Source organism: Novosphingobium kalidii, assembly GCF_040534015.1.
GTDB classification, from domain to species: Bacteria; Pseudomonadota; Alphaproteobacteria; order Sphingomonadales; family Sphingomonadaceae; genus Novosphingobium; species Novosphingobium kalidii.
Genome location: NZ_JBEWLY010000019.1, coordinates 33,935 through 51,675 on the forward strand (window position 1 = coordinate 33,935; position 17,741 = coordinate 51,675).

A 17,741-nucleotide genomic window follows, 5' to 3' on the forward strand; every position below is an offset into this window, starting at 1 on the left:
CCTTCTGAGTGGCTCATCGCCGCTTTTAGTCTGGAACACGAAGGAGGAATAGAAGGCGCAAGCATCGCGTCTGACGAGAGCAAGTCAGCGGCGATAACAAACCGCAGGCAAGTTCCTGATCATAGTACGTCTCGGCGTTTTGCGTGAGACATCTCTATCTTCGCCATTAAAGAATGATCTCTTTGATAGACGTCTTTGTAGAAGCTTAAATTCTCGCCATCCCACCAGAACGTGAAATGTGCCGTGATGACGGGAACAGGATTTTCCAAGACTATCTCACGCGGCCTTTCGCTATCATGAGCGAGCAGTGGCTCTTCAGCAAGGAAGTTGGCTAGTTCCTCGGCTTCCGCGACTCTTACACATCCATTGCTGACATAGCGGTTCTCTGTCGCGAACAGGGCATGATTGGGTGTGTCGTGCAGATAGATGCCAAGCCGGTTGGGAAACATGAACTTGGCGTTCCCCATCGGGTTTGCAGGGCCGGGCTTTTGCCGCACGCGCGCGTAGGCGCGGCCGTCGCGGACGGCTTGCCAGTCCACAGAGCCAGGGTCTGCCGCAACAGCACTATCTGACCAGTCGGAAAGGACGACGAAGCCGCTCTCCTCCAGATAGGCGAGGCCTTCCTCAAGCACCCCTGGCGCGATGACCGACCGCACGAGGTGGGGCGGAACATACCACTCTGGACCAAGAACGATCGTTTCGATCTTGTCCGCCAAGGCTGGTGTCTGCCTCTCGGTGCTGCCTAGCGCCACTTTCATCTCAAGAGCGGGAGCGCCGTGCTGGTATCCTGTCAGCCGCGCGGCGGCGGTGTTCACGAGCACGAACTTGTCTCCGGCGTTTGTCGGCAGCCACCGCGCCCGTTCCAGATTGGCCAAAATGACAGCTTCGTAATGCGCGCTTCCGCGGTTAAGGACCGCGATGGTCTCCGCGTCCGCAACCCCGGTAGGCGGGAGAGCGTGCACGCGCTGAAATGCATATACCTTGTCCTTCAGGGCGGCGCTGAAAGGCGTGCCCGGCGCAGCCTGCTCCCCGAGGCGGCTGGATAATGCATCAACCGCAGGACCGCTGTCTCCTGGGCGCAGCGGTTTGGTGGCGGGAACCTGAAGCTGAGACAAACCACTCCAAGTCTCCCGGTAAACACGCAAGCCCGCCAACATTGAAGCATAGATCGGACTGTGAACAGCAGCAGCCGCGTAGCTTACCAGCGAGGGGGGGGCTGAGCGGCTAGTTGCCGCCAGAAAAGCCGGATCCGGGGCAAGCGTCGGATCTAGATACTGAAACGGCCCCGCAAGTGTGTTCTGCCGGGATATTGCGGCTTGGGGTTGCGCAGGACCGACGGCCAGCGCGCTAGCTTTGCCGACTTCGACGTCGGCGCTACTCTCGCTCAGCGGCAGCCGCACCGGCCCGACAACAACCCCTGATAGGCTAGCAAGCGCCACGGCAGCGCCGAAGCGCATTATATGCCTCTTGCCGCGGCGCTGCGATCGCATGCCCTTACCCGTTTTCGCCGGCACCCGCAGCATTCGCCGGAGGAGCACCGGTTGTGGCCGGAGGAAGAGTCGCCGCAGGCGTTGCGCGCCCGACTCCGGGCTGATTCCGGGCGTTCATGTCCGCGCCAGCGGGCGGGACGGGGCGAACAGCCTGACCGACGGGAATCTCGCCGTCTTCCAGCGCGTCGGCCCGCTCGTTCAGAGCCTCGGCGCGGGCGTCGGTTACCTCATCGATAGCTGCGGCGGCCTGATCGCCAGCTTGCTCAACGGCGTCCGCCCGCTCTTCCAGCTGCTCTGCACGCTGCTCCTGGGCAGGCGTCGCATCGTCTCCGCACGCTGCCAGGGTGGCCAATGCTGCCAACGCGGTAAACTGAAGCTTCATGATCACATCTCCTTTTCCTGTACCCTAGGTTAACGGGTCACATGAAGCACGGTTCCGTGAAAGATGTCACACAACAGGCAGAGACAAGCATCATGTTAGATCGTGAACACTTGAGACAGCTCGGATGAACGGAACTCAATGCGAGCGAAATCATTAGACTAGGTATCCGAACTTTTCAAAACACCAATTATAGAGGACCCCATCTATGACAAACAATGTATCATCAGCAGTATTCGACACCAGGAACGAAGCCGAGCACGCCATTGAGGCATTGCGCTCGCGCGGGGTCAGAGAGAAGTCGATCTCTGTAATCAGCCGCCACGATAGCGACTTTGAACATGCGCACGGACACGACAAGCACGAGCATACCGATACCAAGGCAAGCGGAGCGGGCAAGGGTCTGGCTATTGGCGCCGGCGCCGGCGCTGTTGCAGGACTTGCCGCGCTCGCCATCCCGGGCGTAGGCCCGTTCATTGCAGCAGGTGCTGTAGCCGAAGCGCTGGGTCTGTTTGGCAGCGCGGCAGCCACCAGCGCTGTGGTCGGCGGTGCGATCGGTGGTCTCACCGGCGCATTGATGAAGTATGGCGTCGATGAAGAGGACGCCCGCTATTTCGATGAGAGAATCCAGCGCGGCGGCTACTGGGTGGGCGTTGACCTTGAAGACAGCGGCGCCAATCGGCTGGATGTAGAGAATATCCTACACGAACACCGCGGACATTGGTCGCGGAGCTCGAGCAGAACTACTGCCGTATAAGCCAGCACCTACTGACTGACGATCCGGCGGAGAGAGGCAGCGCTTCTCTCCGCCGCTTCACGTTATGCGGGCTTACCGTGATCATACCTGGGGGCGAGCAATTGGTGACCTGCTCCCCGCGCGTTCGCGCGCGAATTCCCGCAGATCTGGGCCGGCCGATAACAGGCGCATGCGGTAAGCTCACGCTCATTTAGCGATTGCCGGCGCTGCGATGCGGCAGCGAAAGTCGCCTTTGCTCTCCAAGCAGAAGATGTGTTGACCAGAACACGATCAACTAGCGCCAAGTCCCCAGCCATGCGGAAGGGCTTACGCACGAGGCCGATGTACCCGGCGCAATCGGAGTGAACGCATCGCGGGCCACAATTGCCCCGCTCAATGGAGCGGCTAATCATCTCCCAAGCGGATCGTTCGTTCAAGAACCGCCTCAGCTATGATCCAAATAGAATTCGTCGACCTACTGCACGCCCTCCCCGCTCACTTCATCCGGCGAGTGTGACGGAAGCGGGCGTAACGGTTGAGCAGATCGTTGATGAGCTGCTCATCCGTATAGCCGGTCACATCGTGCGGCTGATCGCCTTCGGACGAATGCGCTACGGCGCGATAGTGAAGGCGCTCTCTGTCGGGTGCCTTGCGCGATTCCGCCCAGGCGAAGCTCGCTGGACGAAAGCCGCGGGCGCGAACGCCGTAGCAGAAGTCGGCTCCGTTTCCATGAGGTATCCGGAGTTCGACGTGGTCGCTATCCTGAGTCAGGCTGGGAGAGAGACCGCTGGCCTGCATCTGTGCCGCCACCGCTTCAAGCGCGGGCGTCGCCGTATCCGCGAGAAACGCAGCCACCTCGCCCCTATGGTGAGACCGCGTGATGGTTGCGAGGCGCTGCTGCCAGCTTAGCGGCATCTCAGCTGCCGGGTCGGGGTTTGTTGCCGACAAGTCCATCGCCTCCCTGCCTTCCATCTGGAGGGCGCGTAGCAGGCCATAGCAAATGAAGACCATCACGACTGCGAAGGGCAGCGCGCTGGCAATGGCGGCGGTCTGGAGCGCCTGGAGTCCGCCGGCGACGAGCAGCACAGCGGCCACGCCGCCTGCACATACCGCCCAGAACACGCGCTGCCACACCGGCGGGTTTTCCGCGGCGCCGGAGGTTATCATATCGATGACCAGCGCCCCGGAGTCCGCCGAAGTCACGAAAAACGTGACGATGAGGAGCGTCGCTATCCCGGATACGACTGTAGACAGGGGGAGCTGCTCCAGCGTTTCAAACAACGCAACCGGCAGGTTATTCGCCACTGTCTCCGCGATTCCTGCCGCCCCGCTCAAATCCAGCGCAATCGCCGTATTGCCGAACACAGTCATCCACAGGAAGGTGAAGAGCGTCGGCACCAGCAGCACGCCGCCCACGAACTGCCGGATGGTGCGCCCGCGCGAAATTCTCGCGATGAACATGCCGACGAACGGCGACCAGGCGATCCACCAGCCCCAGTAGAACAGCGTCCAATTACCGAGCCAGGGGTTAGGCTCGTAGGCGTAGAGGCGGAAAGTGCGCTGCACTACCTCGCTGAGGTACGTGCCGACGTTCTGAACGAATGCCTGGAGCAGGAACACAGTCGATCCCGTGACCAGAACGAAAGCGAGGAGCAGCCCGGCGAGGACGATGTTGAGTTCCGACAAGCGTTTCACGCCCTTGTCCAGCCCCATGATCACCGACAGGGTCGCCATACCGGTGATAACCGCGATCAGGACAAGCTGCACGCCCGTGTTGCTGGGCAGTCCCAACAGGTAGCTGAAGCCGGCATTGACCTGAAGGACACCGAGACCAAGCGAGGTCGCGACGCCGAACATCGTGCCCAGCACCGCGAAAATGTCGACGGCGTGTCCGATCGGGCCATAGATGCGCTGGCCGATCAGCGGAAACAGCGCCGACCGGATGGTAAGCGGCAGCCCGCGCCGGAACGCGAAGTAGGCAAGCGCCAGCCCCACGACGATGTAGATCGCCCAGGCGTGCAGCCCCCAGTGGAAGAAGGTCAGCACCATTGCCTGGCGGGCTGATTCGATCGTCTGCCCCTCGCCCACGGGAGGCGATGCGTAGTGCTGTATGGGTTCGGCCACCCCGAAGAAGATCAGGCCGATCCCCATTCCGGCGCTGAACAGCATCGCGAACCAAGAGAGGTAACTGTAATCCGGCTCGCTATCGTCCGGGCCGAGCTTCACGTCGCCATAGCGGCTGAACATCAGGAACAGCACAAAAACCAGGAAGCCCGCCACCGCCGCGATGTAAAACCAGCCGAAGTCCGCCACGATGAAGGCCTGAACGTCCGCGAAGACTTGGCTCGCCAGTTCGGGCGCGAAGGCGCCGAACAGCGCAAAGGCAAGGATCAGGCCAGCCGAAACGAAGAAAACAGGCGGATTGATCTCCATCCTGCGCCCTGTGCCTGGCTCCGCCGCCTCATTCAGTACCGGCTCACTCAATTAAATCTCATCTCTCAGTTACTAAGTCTGCTTGGCAAACGAACGAGGCGGAGCGTCGTCGGTTGCAACGGGCCAACGGAGCGGAAATCCAAAGTGGCACCAGAGCGCCCACATTCAGGTGGCCAAGAACACGAGCTAACCAATAAAGCTGGGGCGGTAAACTGCTACCTGCGAAGCTCTGGTGGGTCAGCCCGCCGCACCTTTCTCTTCCAACGCGAGATCCCACAGAAGCGTGTGGAGCTGGCTGCCGCTCAGCCGCGCCGTATCGAAGCCGCTGAGTGTTTCTGTAGCTGAGCGACGAATAGCGGTGCCGAAGTCATCCACGGAAAATGCGCACTCCCAATGCACGCAGCGCATGGAGAGTCGCCAGCACGTTCTCCGTATCGTCCAGCAGCGCGCCTTCACCCCGCGCGAGCGTGAAGTCTTCAGACTGCTCGTGCGGGGTTACTCCAACTAGGAGATCGCAGAAAGACTGGTGATTTCCGCACGCACGGTGGAGGATCACCGTGCCGGGATCGTCAGCAAGACTCGAACCAACGGCCTCGCCCAGCTCGTCACCCTGAGCCGCGGCGAATCCATCTGAGGCGACGCCAAACGGCGTCACCGTAGATTCACCGGATCGATCCGAAGACGCTTTCACCCGATACCGAGCGCCGACAGTTTCCAAGGTCACCGGGAGGGCTTCACCCGCAAAAGTGAACCGCTCTTCATCCTGGGCCGGCGGAGCCGCACATGCTGCCCGCCGGCCCTCTTTTCGATCCTCGACAGTCTGTGCTGCCGTCGGGCTGGGTCGCGCTGCCTCTTGGCTCCTCGCGCGTTTCTAAGCCGACGCCTCCATCTCAAAAGCCAGACTTCCAAGGAAAAGAATATGACCACCCGAGCCTTCGGCGCTCATGCCGCGGATAAGCCTCTAGAGCCGATCCAGATCGAGCGTCGGAAACCTGGCCCCTCGGACGTCCAGATCGAGATCGCCTATTGCGGCGTCTGCCATTCGGACTTGCATCAGGTTCGCTCCGAATGGGGCGGGACGCTTTACCCGTGCGTCCCCGGCCACGAGATTGTGGGTGAGGTGAGCGCGGTTGGAGACGATGTTACCCAGTTCCGCGTTGGCGATACGGTGGGCGTCGGCTGCATGGTCGGCAGCTGCCGGCAGTGCGCCTCCTGCCGCGAAGGCGAGGAGCAATACTGCACAGGCCCGAGCTGGGTCGGGACCTACAACGGCCCGAGCGAGGATGCGCCGGGCCATACTCTCGGCGGTTATTCAGAGCGGATCGTGGTGGACGAGCACTTTGTCCTCCACGTCCGCCATCCCAAGGAGCAACTCGCTGCTGTTGCCCCGCTGCTGTGCGCCGGCATCACCACCTACTCACCGTTCCGGCACTGGAACGTGGGGCCTGGTCAGAAAGTGGGCGTGGTCGGCATCGGGGGGCTGGGGCACATGGGGATAAAGATCGCCCGCGCTATGGGAGCGCACGTCGTCGCTTTCACGACGTCTGAGAGCAAGCGCGAGGACGCACACAAGCTCGGTGCAGCCGAAGTCATCAATTCGCGCAACACCGAGGAGGTGGAGAGCCATGCCGGCAGCTTCGACTTCATCCTGGACACCGTCGCCGCGAGCCACGATCTCGACACCTTAACGGCGCTCCTAAAGAAAGACGGCACGCTCACTCTGGTCGGTGTACCCGAACATCCGCACCCGTCCCCTGCTGCCGGCAACCTGATCTTCCAGCGTCGTTCGATCGCGGGATCGCTGATCGGTGGCATCGCAGAAACGCAAGAGATGCTCGACTTCTGCGCGGAGCACGGCATCGTGGCGGACGTGGAGATGATCCATGTCCAGCAGATCGATGAAGCCTACAATCGCATGCAGCGAAGCGACGTGAAGTACCGTTTTGTGATCGACAACAGCACGCTCGCGGCTTGACGTTAGTGGAGCGCGAAGGTTTGGGGCTTCCCTACTTGATGCGCTCCATCACGGCATACACGTTGATGGTGAAGATCGGTTCCAGCAGCGGAATGCGGCGCAGGATGCGGAATACCTTCATGCCCAACCCGCCGCCGCGGTTGTACTCCAGCGACTTGGCCCGCCAATGCGAGGAGGGGAAGGCTTTGCGAAACTGAGCCGGGGTCATCTTGTTCAGCCCCACCTCATGCGCGTGCCTGATTTTCTGCCCAGTCCGCCGTTCAGCCAAAGCGAACAGAATAGGCTCGGGCAGCAACGTCGCCCAGGGACGCCCCCGCCCCAGGTAGCGCGTGTGGTCGCCAAAAGGGCTGTAATAGAGTGGGCTTGCGCCAATCACCGCGTACCCGCCTGGTTTCAGAAGACGCCGGATAGCCTCCACGGTGCCATCCAGGGGGACGATATGCTCAAATGTGTCCTTCGACACGATCAGGTCGAATGTCCCCTCTGTCTCGGGCGATACATGGTCACAGACGTCCTCACATCGGAAATGAAGAGAGGGCGCCTCGGAGGGATGAGCGAGAGGGGTGTGCTTCTGAGCGAAATCGATCCGCTCCTGATCCAGGTCAAAGGCCCAGACTTCGCTGGCACCGGATTGCACCAGGCCGACACTTAAGGTCCCGTGGCCGCATCCCAGTTCCAGCACGCGCTTGCCTTCAACCGGTGGACGCCAGGAAAAGCGGTGCCAGAATGTCTGCACGCTGCCTTTCTGATTAGCGAAATACGCGAGATTTCGCCGCCAGGTGAGTTCCTCTTCGCTTTCGTTTGGCAAAGCCGGCAGTTCCCATGGGGAATATACCCTTGGTGCGCTCCATCGCTTGAGCAAGTTCTGCGCACCCATGTTGATCAACCCCGTCCGGCTTCGACGCGACCTGACTATCTGATTCTGCCCTTTCGTCAATCGCGTGTAAGCAAAACTACGGATGAACATTTCCCAACCTGGGAAATGCGCGGGGCTCAACTTAGCTGGCGCCTTTCAGGGCTGCGGCCAAGGCAGACAACATGGGTTTCGGCTGCCCCTTGTCGTCAAACGCGAGCGGCCTGTCGCTGTCGGGGTCGTAAGGCGGCATCCTGAGCCAGGAGTCGCGATCCCGAACGCCCCACAATGTTATCGCGTACCGCTGCTTACTCGGCAATTGCATGTAAGCCTCCACGACTTGACGTGCGCGCCGCGCCTGGAGCTTCAGTTTGCCGGCGGTTGCAGCCGCTCCCCTTCCCAGAGTGATGTCCAGTTCGGACACGTGAACCGGCAGACCGAAGCTGGCGAGATCGCGCAGGGTGTCGGCCACCGCGCGTTCTGGCAGATCGACGGAAATATGCGTCTGCGTGCCGACACCACCGATCGGCACGTCCTTTTTTAAAAGACGCTCGATAAGGCGCATATAGGCGAGGCGCTTGGCTGGCCTGGCCTCCAGCCCGTATTCGTTGATGAATGCCACGGCGTTCGGGTCGCTTGCTGCCGCCTGTTTGAAGGCAAGCGCTATGTAGCGCTCCTTGCCCAAAGTCCGGGACCACACGCTGTCGCGCAGCCCGGTGCCGTCTGCGGATATCGGCTCATTGACGACGTCCCACCCGCTTACTCTTCCTTTGAAACGGCGGAGAAACTTATCGATGTACCGCAGATACTCCGCTCTGAACTTTTTTGGGTCATCGGCCAGCCCAAGGAAAAACGATGGCTCCACTCTGTACCATACCAGCGTATGGCCGTGGAGGCGCATGTCGTTATCCGAAGCAAAGCTGGCAAGACGCTCCGCAGCGCCGAAGTTCAGCTTGCCTTGATCGTTGATGACAACACCCATCTTCATTTCCGAAGCCGGGGTCAGTTGGGAGAAATTCTCCTTGATCAGGCGGACCAGTTGCGCGTCCGCAAGATCAGCAGCAGTGATGGCAGTGCCAATCGGCAGTGTGCTCGCCTCTTTCAGCGGAACGCTCAGACCAGCCACTATCTTGCCGCCCGCCCCGTCCGCCTGAGGACCACAGGCACTGCACGCGAGTGCACCGATTATGAATTCGCGACGTGCCCATCCCCGGGTGAACTCTGCCATGGCCGCTTTACAACTCCGTTCGTGGGCACCCGCATCCTCATGGCCGTTCCCGCAGTGCGCGCGCGTCGGGGCTACCAGAATGCTCGGGGAGACGCCTTGCAGGTCGCATAGCATATCTGGCGGAGACAACCGCCTTCCTGCAGCATGCACCTCTCTCCGGACGGAGCGTTGAAGCGGACCCGCAAAGCAACTGCGGATATCTTGCCCACTGCAGCGTACTGCCGTGATCCGCAGCCTGCCTCGTAGCGTTGATCGTCGATACTGCCTCTGGCATGAGATATCGAACATTCATCCGATAGCAGGAACAAGCCAGTGGCAGGAATTTACGGACGGTCCTGGCAGACCAACCTGGCGGCATCGAACAGCGATCTGCAGGCAGTGGCTGCATCCCTGATGCACCGCGCCGGAGTGGATCACCAGTTCACATCCGGAGACGGATGGCTGTCAGGTGCTGTTGGGCCCAAGGCAAGCATCCGCCAGTACAAGCTCGCCAGAGGGGCACACCTCACGGTTATCGGCACATTCCTGTTCGAACATTCCCAGCATCGCGAGTCCCTGAGCGCCTTCGAGCAACTGGCAATGCTACTGGATGGAGACGCAGAGGGCATCGCGAGCTGGTTTCAGGAAGCAGACGGGTGCTTTGCCCTGGCGATGGTCGACCCGGAGCGCCGAAAACTGCTTCTTGCAAATGATCGGTATGGCGGCGTTCCCATCTATACGCGCCAACAGCAGTCCACTCTTTCGTGGGCCTCCGAAGTCAAGGCGCTGGCACAGCAGGACCTCGCTGCAATCGATCGCACCGCTGTCGATGATTTCCTGACCAGGGGCTGGCTGGCTCCTCCGCGAACCTACTACCACGGCATCTCCCAGCTACCATCGGGTACAGCTCTTCTGGCCAATCTGACCACTGGAGAAACCAAGAACATCACAGTCTTCAGCCACCGCCGCGCGGAACGCACGTCGGCAATCCCCTTCGACGATGCGAAAGCTGAACTGAAGAGCCGTGTGCGGCAGGCCATCCAAAACCGAATTGCTCAAAGCCGGTCCGATGAAGTCGTCGTTACCTTGAGCGGCGGACTGGACTCACGGCTTCTCGCTGCGGAAGCAGCCGCTCACGCCAATGTTCGCACCGTCACTTACGGGCAACCTCGGTCGCCCGAGTTAAAAATCGCCGGCGATGTCGCGCGCACTCTGAGCCTTCCGCATGAGATTATCCCGATAGACCAGAGCAACTGGATGGCCGGCCGCGACAGGGCCGTCTGGATGACGGATGGCATGATGAACTTTGCCGACACGCACATCGTACACGTAGCGGACGCCATCACCGACGCAGGACTCGTCCTTGATGGGCTGTTTGGGGACGTGGTTCTGGGCCGAGGGGAGATCACGGTTGATCCGGGCGCGGACGTGTTCGAAAACCGATACTTGCGCATGAACCGCTTCACCTACTTCGGCCCGAGGATCGAGCAGAACTTCGCCACCGTCGCCACGCCCTTGATCGACCGCGAACTTGTGAACTTCATGGACAGCCTGCCACCGGAATTCACGAGGAATGGGCGCCTCTACCGTGAGGCGTCGGGTGAAATGCACAGGGAAGTATATTCCAGGATTCCGTGGCTGAAGAGCGGCGCCCTCCCCTATCCCTACCGGCCACAGCGGCTGTCGACAGCACTGGCCAAGGTCGACAGGAGGGCCAGCCAGATGTCAGGCTGGGTCGGTATTCCGTTCTTCGGAGAGCGGTTTACGATGGACTACTTCCGGTGGTTTCGCACGAAAAGCTTCCAAGCTCTGTACCGCGCGCTCGTGGACGGCGAAGGAGCAATGCTTCGCGATTTCGCCAGCGTGCCAGCCACCGGCACGTTATTTGGCAGGATACCAAGCATGAAGCGCCTCCAAATGATCGGGCGCGTGCTGACGATGGAGGTCTGGCTCCGGCAAGCGGCGGCGGGCCGCGCACTGAGCTGGGAGGAGATGCTCGGCTCTAGCGGCGTTCGACGCTAGCCGGGTTTGCCCGCCAGTTGGGACCGCTGATGTCCCGGCTTGCTATCCGGTCGCCGGGAGATGTGCGGCGGCGAAAAAAGCCCATCACAAACCCAAGCGTGAACACGTTCCAGGAAAGCCAAGTAAAGAAGCCGCGGCGAAGATCGCGGGTTTTCAGTGTCGCCGCCAAGATGGGTATGACCGCTATGACGAGTGCGAAGGGCCACCACAGGGCACCCGCAACAGCCAAAACAATCGCGGTCGCCAAAACCATCCAGAACGAAAGGTTGGCTAACCAGAGCTTTACCTCGCTTATTTCCTTCAGGATGCGAACTGCCTCGCCCTGCGCCATCGCGGCTCGGAGAGCCTCTCCGCTACCATAAGCATACTTGCTCGTGAAACGTCGCCAGAGGAGTTTATACGAACTCGCTGAGTGCCCGAAATGCTCGCAGGAGGAAGTCGCGATTCTCACGAGCCGCCAGTTTGCCGCGCGCAATCTCCGCCCCAGATCATACTCTTCGTAGCTGTGCAGGTTGCGATCGGAGAAGTGTCCGACCTCTTCGATAGCCTTGCGCCGGTAGATCCCCCCTTGGCTCAGCCACTTCATGTCCCGAATGCCAGCTGTCATCTCTGGTTTGATCTTGCTTCGCCGTTCGAACTCCAGGTTCTGGATCACAGCCTCGTTCACGGTTCCCGCCACGCCCGCAAGATCCGGATTGTCTAGCAGCAAGGCCAAAGCTTCTTGCGCGAAAACAGGGTTGAGCACCTGATCGCCGTCTGCGATCCAGACGAACTCTCCCCTGGCATGTTGATACCCGAGTTGCGGGCCGATCCCGCAGCAGCGCTCATCGGGGTGCTCGAGCTGAACAATGCGGACCGGGTAAGCTTGCGCAATCGGAACCGTGCGGTCACTGGACGCGCTATCGGCTAGGATCACTTCTCCGCCCACGGCGTCGACCACCGCAAGCGCGCTCGTGATCGCTGCCTCGATATGCTTCTCCTCATTGAGAGCCTTGATGATCACGGACAGCCGCACCCGCTCACCGCAGGGTGCAGGATTACCTTGGCGCTCTTGTCCTATGCTCACTTCGTCATCACCGCAAAAATCCTTTGGCAGATCCGATGCGCGGCCCAGCCACAAGTTCTCCCTCGTCCTTTCGAAATGGTCTGACGAACAGCAGGGCAAGACCAAAAAGCAGGTCGACACACACCGCAAGCGGGATCGACCAGCCCTGCTCAAGCGACAGCGCTTCGCGAAGCTGCACACCGCCTATGCTGAACAAGGCTACCAGCAGGGCAACGGTCATGTTGATGGGCCCGTCGATCAATGGCTTGAGCTCGCGCTTTATCATCGAGCGATAGACCAGCAGCAACCGGGAGAGCGCATCGCAAATCGGGAACGCCAGCAAGGCGGCCAGCCCGTACTGGTCGGCAAACAGGAGAGCCAGCAAGAGCCATGCAATACTGAGGGCCGAATTCCGCAAAAGCACCGAAGAGACACCAAGGGAAAGCGCCACGGTCTCAAAGCCTCGGTACACTGAACTGGCCATGATATAAACGAGAAGTAACGGAATGGCGAAGGCGAAGCCGCCGTGCTTTCCTCCGGAGATGTAATCGAGCACCTCTTGCCCTGAGATGCTGGCGCCGATGATCGCTGCGCCGATGGTAATCAGATCCACCTTCACCATCAAAGACAGGATGCGCCAGAGCCGCTGCTGATCTCCGGTCTGGTTGTAGTGCCGCATGGCGTTCGGCTCGACAAACGGGAAGATGAGAGCACCTGGCGTGTAGCGTTGGAAGCTAAGCACCAGGGTTTGCGCAAAGGCAAAGCCTGCGAATGTCGCAACGGTCAGGAAGTGACTTGCGATGACTCTCACGACTGCCGGGCTGGACGCGAACCATGCCATTGAACTCGCATATCCCGCGAATGCCGTTTGCCGCATCTCGGTGAAATCCAGAGGCCGTGCTTCATCCACGGTCGCTGGCGACGACAGCACTGAGAACACCGACCGTAGAAGGGCAAGTGCACACAGGCCGTATGTGCCTGACGAGATCAGCAGAACTTGCGTCGCAGTCAGGTCGTTCGTCGCTGCGGCCGCCAAGCCTACCAGTGCAAGGCGGCCGCCAGCCTCCGCAACCGTAAACAAACGGGAGGCGCGCTGCAGCGATAGCGCCTGTGCCATTGCGTCTGCATCCATCAGCACCAGGCCGACCAGGATGAAGACAGCGGAGACAGCGACGAAAACCCGGTCAACATCCTGGACATAGCCGGTTGCGACCAGGACCCCGAAGGTGACGCCTATCAAGCACGAGGTGGCCAGCAGGCGGAACAGCAGTAACTGCCAGGCAAGCGTCCGAGCCGCTCCCCAGGAAAGCTTCAACCCTGCTTGCGAGATATACTTCGGGATGAGTCGCGGTATGCCGAATGAGACGGCAGTCTGCATGAGAGCGGCAAGGGCAAACACCAGGGCCCAACGCGCATATTCCCCCACTGACAGGGACCGCACGATGAGCACTTGAAACACAATGAGGATGGCCAGCGCGGTAAGCCGTCCTGAAAGGAAGATGAAACCGTTACCCCGCATCGGAGATGGCGCATAGACGTCGCCGCCACCCATGTAACGCGTAAAACGGCGAGACCTTTGGGCAAGCCATGAACCTCAAAGGCAGCCTTGAAGCCCCAGCCGTAGAGCCTCGGCCGGCATCATGCCCCAACAGCCGTCGACTCGGTGCCTCCGTCGGCAGTCTCACGAGGAGCAAGGCGCTCCTGCCTGATCGCGTGCGATCCCGTCGGGCTGATCTTCTTCGGCCGCGGCGCCGACAGCAGAATGCCCAGTGCACAGAATGCCAGCCCCGCAACAGCACTCAGGGGGCGCACATTGGCTTCGGTAAGTCCGGCGATGAGAAAACCGTCGAGCACGGCAGCGAGGACCAGCGCGCCGGCGCCATAGCTTCCGCCAAAGCTATAGACACCTCGCGCGATGATCCAGGCCGCAACCACTGCCGCCAGGAACAGAGCAAGCCCGATCACTCCTGCTCCCAGCAGGAGGTCTAGGTAACCGTTGTGCGCGTCATGAACGCCATGCAGGCGACCTACTTCGACCACGAACCCTGCGTAAACGCCCGAGCCAAACCCATAGCCGATCAGAGGCTCTCTCACGATATAAGTGAGCGCCGTTTGCCAAATCTCGGTTCTACCCGTGAGTGTCGCATCGCGGCCAAGCGAGGCAAGCAGAACACCGGCAGAAAGAACAGCCGCCATGCCCCCCAGCGCAGCCGCTGATCCTGCCAGCAACTTCTCGGCCGGGTTCAGCACCACCACCAACCACGTCAGGAACAATGCCAATGGCACCAGGGCTATGGCACTGGCCGACCACGATTGAATGATCAGAAAAGACAGGAACGCCGCGAGCCCCCATCGATAGGCTTGCGAGGGCAATACCCGGCGGCTCGCGAGAAGGACCGCGCTGAGGTAGATGGCGCAGAGCGGTCCGAAGTGGTTCTTATGGAGGTACACGCCACGCCAGGCCCCGGCATGCACTGCCTGTGATGCGTCCCCGGCCTGGTGCGCTCCATAGGCCGGATAAAGCAACCACATAAGTACTGAGGCCACTGCCATGATCGCGCCGGAGTGAATTAGCGCCCTCGCCGCCAGATGCAGTGGCAGGCGCACGCCGATAAGAAAGCCGGTAAGGACAAGCAGAATAAGAGCGAGGGCTGCATTCAGAGTGGTGGAGAAGCTGTCCGACCAAAAAGCGGACAACAGGCACCACGCCGGAAACCAGATGATAGGAAGCACCCGAGAGAGATCTCGTCGTGTCTGACGCCAGCGCTGTAGCGAAGCGAAAACGGCGGCGAGAAAGACCAGTACCCGAAGCGAATAGATTAGCGCTTGAGAATTTTCGGGACGCCGCATGGTCGCCGCGTCACGAGCCAAGGGAGCCGTGGGGTCTTCGCCGATAAGAAAGAAGGTAAATGGTGAAGTCAGCAGGAAAATGCAGAGGGCCCAGAAAGCGATTTCTGCTGACTGGGTCGTAACGAAGAGTAGCCGTATTCGGCGAAAACGACTGGCCATCGACCGCCTCTGGTACAACATAGGGGCGAAACCGGACGACTTTGGCTCACCGTCTCGCGGCGCATCTTGGCGTGAAAGCAAGGCCATGGATGATCAAGCGGTGTTCATGTGAGTTTCAGGTGCTTAGTGGGGTTGCACTTCAATTGGCAAGGACCGTCTCAGGACCTGTCTCAACTTGGCTGAGAATAAGGCGGCAGAGCGGCAGCGAACGGGTCGGCTCTGCACGAGGCAGCCGGTGAGAAGTGCTGCGTACCCTCTGGTCGCCGACGCAGGCTGCACCTCCACACGGGCATGTTTCGCCAGATTCAGCTTTTACCGACCGGGCCAGACATGCATCCTGTCCCAGACACGCGAAAAGATTCGCGGCAACAGGAGGGATGCGGCCATGGTTGATGCCGATTGGATCATAGCCGAGGCAGAGCGCAAGGTCGGCGTTCAGGACAGCGACGAGGGCGTTCGCGGCAATCTGGAGAGGCTGCTTGCCTCCTTGCAAGCAAGCTTCCCCATGTCACGGGAAGGTGAGGCGTTTGTCGAAGCAAGTCTCCTGCGAGACACCGTAGCACGGTTGGAAAGCCTTAAATGGTCGCGTGACTATCCGGAGATCGGAGAGGAACCGATCAACGCGCCGGTTTTCCTGATGGGCCTGCCTCGCTCAGGCACCACCTATTTCCAGTATTTGTTCGATCGCGATCGCAGGTTCCGGCTCATCCGCACTTGGGAATCGATCATGCCCTCCCCTCCACCCGGCTTCGACCCGCGGTCGGCGGACGAACGCCGCGCGGCCTGGCGCGAGATGCAGAAGCGGCGCCGGCACTTCGAAGGCTTCGAGGCGCTGCACCTCTACGATGAGGACGGCTCGGACGAATGCCACGCCTTCATGGAACAGAGCTTCGGAGCGGCAGGGCTGAACAACCTGTACCGGGTTCCAGCCTTCTTCGACTACCTGATGGATGACCTTGATCTTGCCGAGACGTACCGCATCCACAAACGCCAGCTACAGTGCCTGCAGTGGCGATCGGAGCGTAGGCCATGGGCGCTCAAATATCCGAACCACGTGATCGGCATGGAAGCGATCCTGAAGGTGCATCCCGATGCGCGGTTCGTCATGACTCACCGGGACCCGGTGCAGACCCTGGCTTCGATCTCGAAGATGACGTTCAACTTGCGCAACATGCGAGCGGCCAATCCCGTGGACATGCACGAGGTCGGACGCGACATGCTGCACTTCGTCAGCCGTCACATAGATCGCATCATGGAATTCGATGCTGGTCCGAACGGAAGCAGAATCGTTCATGTCGACTATTATGCCCTGGTGGAGGATCCCGTGAAGGAAATGCGGTCCATTCATCAGGGGCTCGGGATTGATACACCCGCCGACGTCGAAGCCGAAGTGGCGCATTGGCACGCTACCAATCCCAAGAACGCGCGCGGCAAGAACGAATACACGCTGGAACAGTACGGGCTCGACGATGCCGAGGTCGCTGAGCGGTTCGCGCCCTATATGCAGCGTTTCAACATCCCGCGAGAGCGCGAAGGGCTGGAGCGGGTCGCGGCTGCGGCATGAGCTGGGATGCGCTGAATGCCGCTGTGGCACAGTCGCGTGCGCTGATCGCTTCCCGAGCACCCGACGCCGCCACGGCGGCCGAGGGCGAGGCCTATATCACGCGTGTCGCGGCGGCGGGTCTCGGCGGAGCCGTACTGGGCCACTTGTTGCAAGAAGATGGACTGGGGCGTCCCTTGCCCGTCTATGGCGGCCCCAATCCCGACTACATCATGCGACACGCCGGCATCGATCCGACTTTGCGCTACCGGCTGGAAGGCAGGATCAACGGATCGGAACGGGTCGGCGTGGGCCTCTATAAGCCCCGCCCCCGAGGCGGAACACCCGTCGAGGTCGGATACACCTCGTTCTCCCGGAGTGATTGCGACAGCGAGGGATGCTTCGCACTCGAGCTTTCCCCCGATGCGACCGGCACCGGCTCCGGCACCCTCGCCCTGCCTCCGGACGTCCGCATTCTTTTAGTGCGCATTCTTCACCGCGATCCCGCCTGCGAACCAGCGCGCCTGCGGCTGACGGGCGCGCCCCCTGCCCGCGGCCTCGCACTGGTGATGGGCAGCAACGACGCGGCACTCGCCTTCGCGGCGCGTACGCTAGGAACCAACGTGCGCGAGTATCTTCGCTGGACGGAGGCCGCCCAAGAGCATGCCAATCGCTTTGCGACTGCGCCGCCCGAACTCGCGGAAGCCGTGCAGGGCGACCCAGATACGCAGTACTTTCTGGGCTACTACGATCTAGCCGACGGGGAACTGCTCATCGTGACAATGCCGAAGGGCATCGGCGGCTACTGGTCGCTCCACGCTTACGACCACTGGTTCCAGCACCTGCAAACGCCCGGCGTTCACGACCGGAACGCGACGATAGGCAGCGACGGACGCTTCCATATTACCGTGGGACCTTCCAGTTCCTCGGCAGTGGGAAACCACGTTGACACGCTAGGGCGCCGCAAGGGGGCGCTTATCTGTAGGGTCATCGGCGCACCGCAGTTGGACCCGCCGGAGGCTGACCTGGCTCGTGCGAAACAGTAGCTTTTC

General features: G+C 60.9%; 15 protein-coding genes. 5 read left to right on the forward strand and 10 right to left on the reverse strand.

All coding sequences use genetic code 11. The features are described from left to right. Positions 1 to 119: 119 nt before the first annotated feature. The gene (locus tag ABVV53_RS11880) at positions 120 to 1,457 is read right to left on the reverse strand and encodes a L,D-transpeptidase family protein (RefSeq protein WP_353984640.1); all 1,338 of its coding nucleotides are present in this window, start codon (positions 1,455 to 1,457) and stop codon (positions 120 to 122) included. Positions 1,458 to 1,494: 37 nt separating this feature from the next. Beyond that, entirely contained in the window at positions 1,495 to 1,872 is a 378-nt protein-coding gene (locus tag ABVV53_RS11885) for a hypothetical protein (protein WP_353984641.1), read from the reverse strand. A gap of 205 nt (positions 1,873 to 2,077) precedes the next feature. Here ABVV53_RS11885 and ABVV53_RS11890 point away from each other — a divergent pair, with 205 nt between their 5' ends. Then, positions 2,078 to 2,626: a general stress protein gene (locus ABVV53_RS11890; RefSeq protein ID WP_353984642.1), complete on the forward strand. Its 549-nt coding sequence runs from the start codon at positions 2,078 to 2,080 to the stop codon at positions 2,624 to 2,626. A 474-nt stretch (positions 2,627 to 3,100) separates the two neighbouring features. On the opposite strand, the gene ABVV53_RS11895 is transcribed toward ABVV53_RS11890, so the two are convergent. The 3 genes from ABVV53_RS11895 to ABVV53_RS17295 all read right to left on the reverse strand — a co-directional run bounded on the left by ABVV53_RS11895 (position 3,101) and on the right by ABVV53_RS17295 (position 5,762). Beyond that, positions 3,101 to 5,038: a BCCT family transporter gene (locus ABVV53_RS11895; protein ID WP_353984884.1), complete on the reverse strand. Its 1,938-nt coding sequence runs from the start codon at positions 5,036 to 5,038 to the stop codon at positions 3,101 to 3,103. A gap of 237 nt (positions 5,039 to 5,275) precedes the next feature. Continuing rightward, complete coding sequence (locus ABVV53_RS11900) at positions 5,276 to 5,413, reverse strand: hypothetical protein (protein WP_353984643.1); 138 nt, start codon at positions 5,411 to 5,413, stop codon at positions 5,276 to 5,278. Further along, complete coding sequence (locus tag ABVV53_RS17295; RefSeq protein WP_474100989.1) at positions 5,406 to 5,762, reverse strand: hypothetical protein; 357 nt, start codon at positions 5,760 to 5,762, stop codon at positions 5,406 to 5,408. The genes ABVV53_RS11900 and ABVV53_RS17295 overlap by 8 nt, the downstream gene beginning before the upstream one ends. A 195-nt stretch (positions 5,763 to 5,957) precedes the next feature. Here ABVV53_RS17295 and ABVV53_RS11910 point away from each other — a divergent pair, with 195 nt between their 5' ends. Next, positions 5,958 to 7,013, forward strand: a complete 1,056-nt coding sequence (locus ABVV53_RS11910; RefSeq protein ID WP_353984644.1) for an NAD(P)-dependent alcohol dehydrogenase — start codon at positions 5,958 to 5,960, stop codon at positions 7,011 to 7,013. Positions 7,014 to 7,044: 31 nt separating this feature from the next. Here ABVV53_RS11910 and ABVV53_RS11915 read toward each other — a convergent pair whose 3' ends face one another. Beyond that, positions 7,045 to 7,821, reverse strand: a complete 777-nt coding sequence (locus tag ABVV53_RS11915; RefSeq protein ID WP_353984645.1) for a class I SAM-dependent methyltransferase — start codon at positions 7,819 to 7,821, stop codon at positions 7,045 to 7,047. 190 nt (positions 7,822 to 8,011) lie between these two features. Next, complete coding sequence (locus ABVV53_RS11920; RefSeq protein WP_353984646.1) at positions 8,012 to 9,094, reverse strand: endo-1,4-beta-xylanase; 1,083 nt, start codon at positions 9,092 to 9,094, stop codon at positions 8,012 to 8,014. Between the two features lie 312 nt (positions 9,095 to 9,406). On the opposite strand from ABVV53_RS11920, the gene ABVV53_RS11925 reads away from it, so the two are divergent. Further along, a complete protein-coding gene (locus tag ABVV53_RS11925) occupies positions 9,407 to 11,095 on the forward strand; it encodes an asparagine synthase-related protein (RefSeq protein WP_353984647.1) in 1,689 nt (562 codons plus the stop codon). Here ABVV53_RS11925 and ABVV53_RS11930 read toward each other — a convergent pair. From ABVV53_RS11930 to ABVV53_RS11940, 3 genes are all read right to left on the reverse strand, one after another. Then, on the reverse strand, positions 11,076 to 12,161 hold the full coding sequence (locus ABVV53_RS11930) for a glycosyltransferase family 2 protein (protein ID WP_353984648.1): 1,086 nt from the start codon (positions 12,159 to 12,161) through the stop codon (positions 11,076 to 11,078). The genes ABVV53_RS11925 and ABVV53_RS11930 overlap by 20 nt on opposite strands. A 7-nt stretch (positions 12,162 to 12,168) precedes the next feature. Then, complete coding sequence (locus ABVV53_RS11935) at positions 12,169 to 13,659, reverse strand: hypothetical protein (RefSeq protein ID WP_353984649.1); 1,491 nt, start codon at positions 13,657 to 13,659, stop codon at positions 12,169 to 12,171. 119 nt (positions 13,660 to 13,778) lie between these two features. Then, complete coding sequence (locus tag ABVV53_RS11940) at positions 13,779 to 14,837, reverse strand: O-antigen ligase family protein (RefSeq protein ID WP_353984650.1); 1,059 nt, start codon at positions 14,835 to 14,837, stop codon at positions 13,779 to 13,781. Positions 14,838 to 15,534: 697 nt separating this feature from the next. Between ABVV53_RS11940 and ABVV53_RS11945 the strand changes: the two genes are divergently transcribed. Both ABVV53_RS11945 and ABVV53_RS11950 read left to right on the forward strand, forming a co-directional pair. Continuing rightward, entirely contained in the window at positions 15,535 to 16,713 is a 1,179-nt protein-coding gene (locus ABVV53_RS11945) for a sulfotransferase family protein (protein WP_353984651.1), read from the forward strand. Next, positions 16,710 to 17,735 (forward strand): DUF1254 domain-containing protein, encoded by a 1,026-nt coding sequence (locus ABVV53_RS11950; protein ID WP_353984652.1) that lies wholly within the window; start codon positions 16,710 to 16,712, stop codon positions 17,733 to 17,735. Before ABVV53_RS11945 ends, ABVV53_RS11950 begins: the two co-directional genes overlap by 4 nt. Positions 17,736 to 17,741 lie beyond the last annotated feature (6 nt).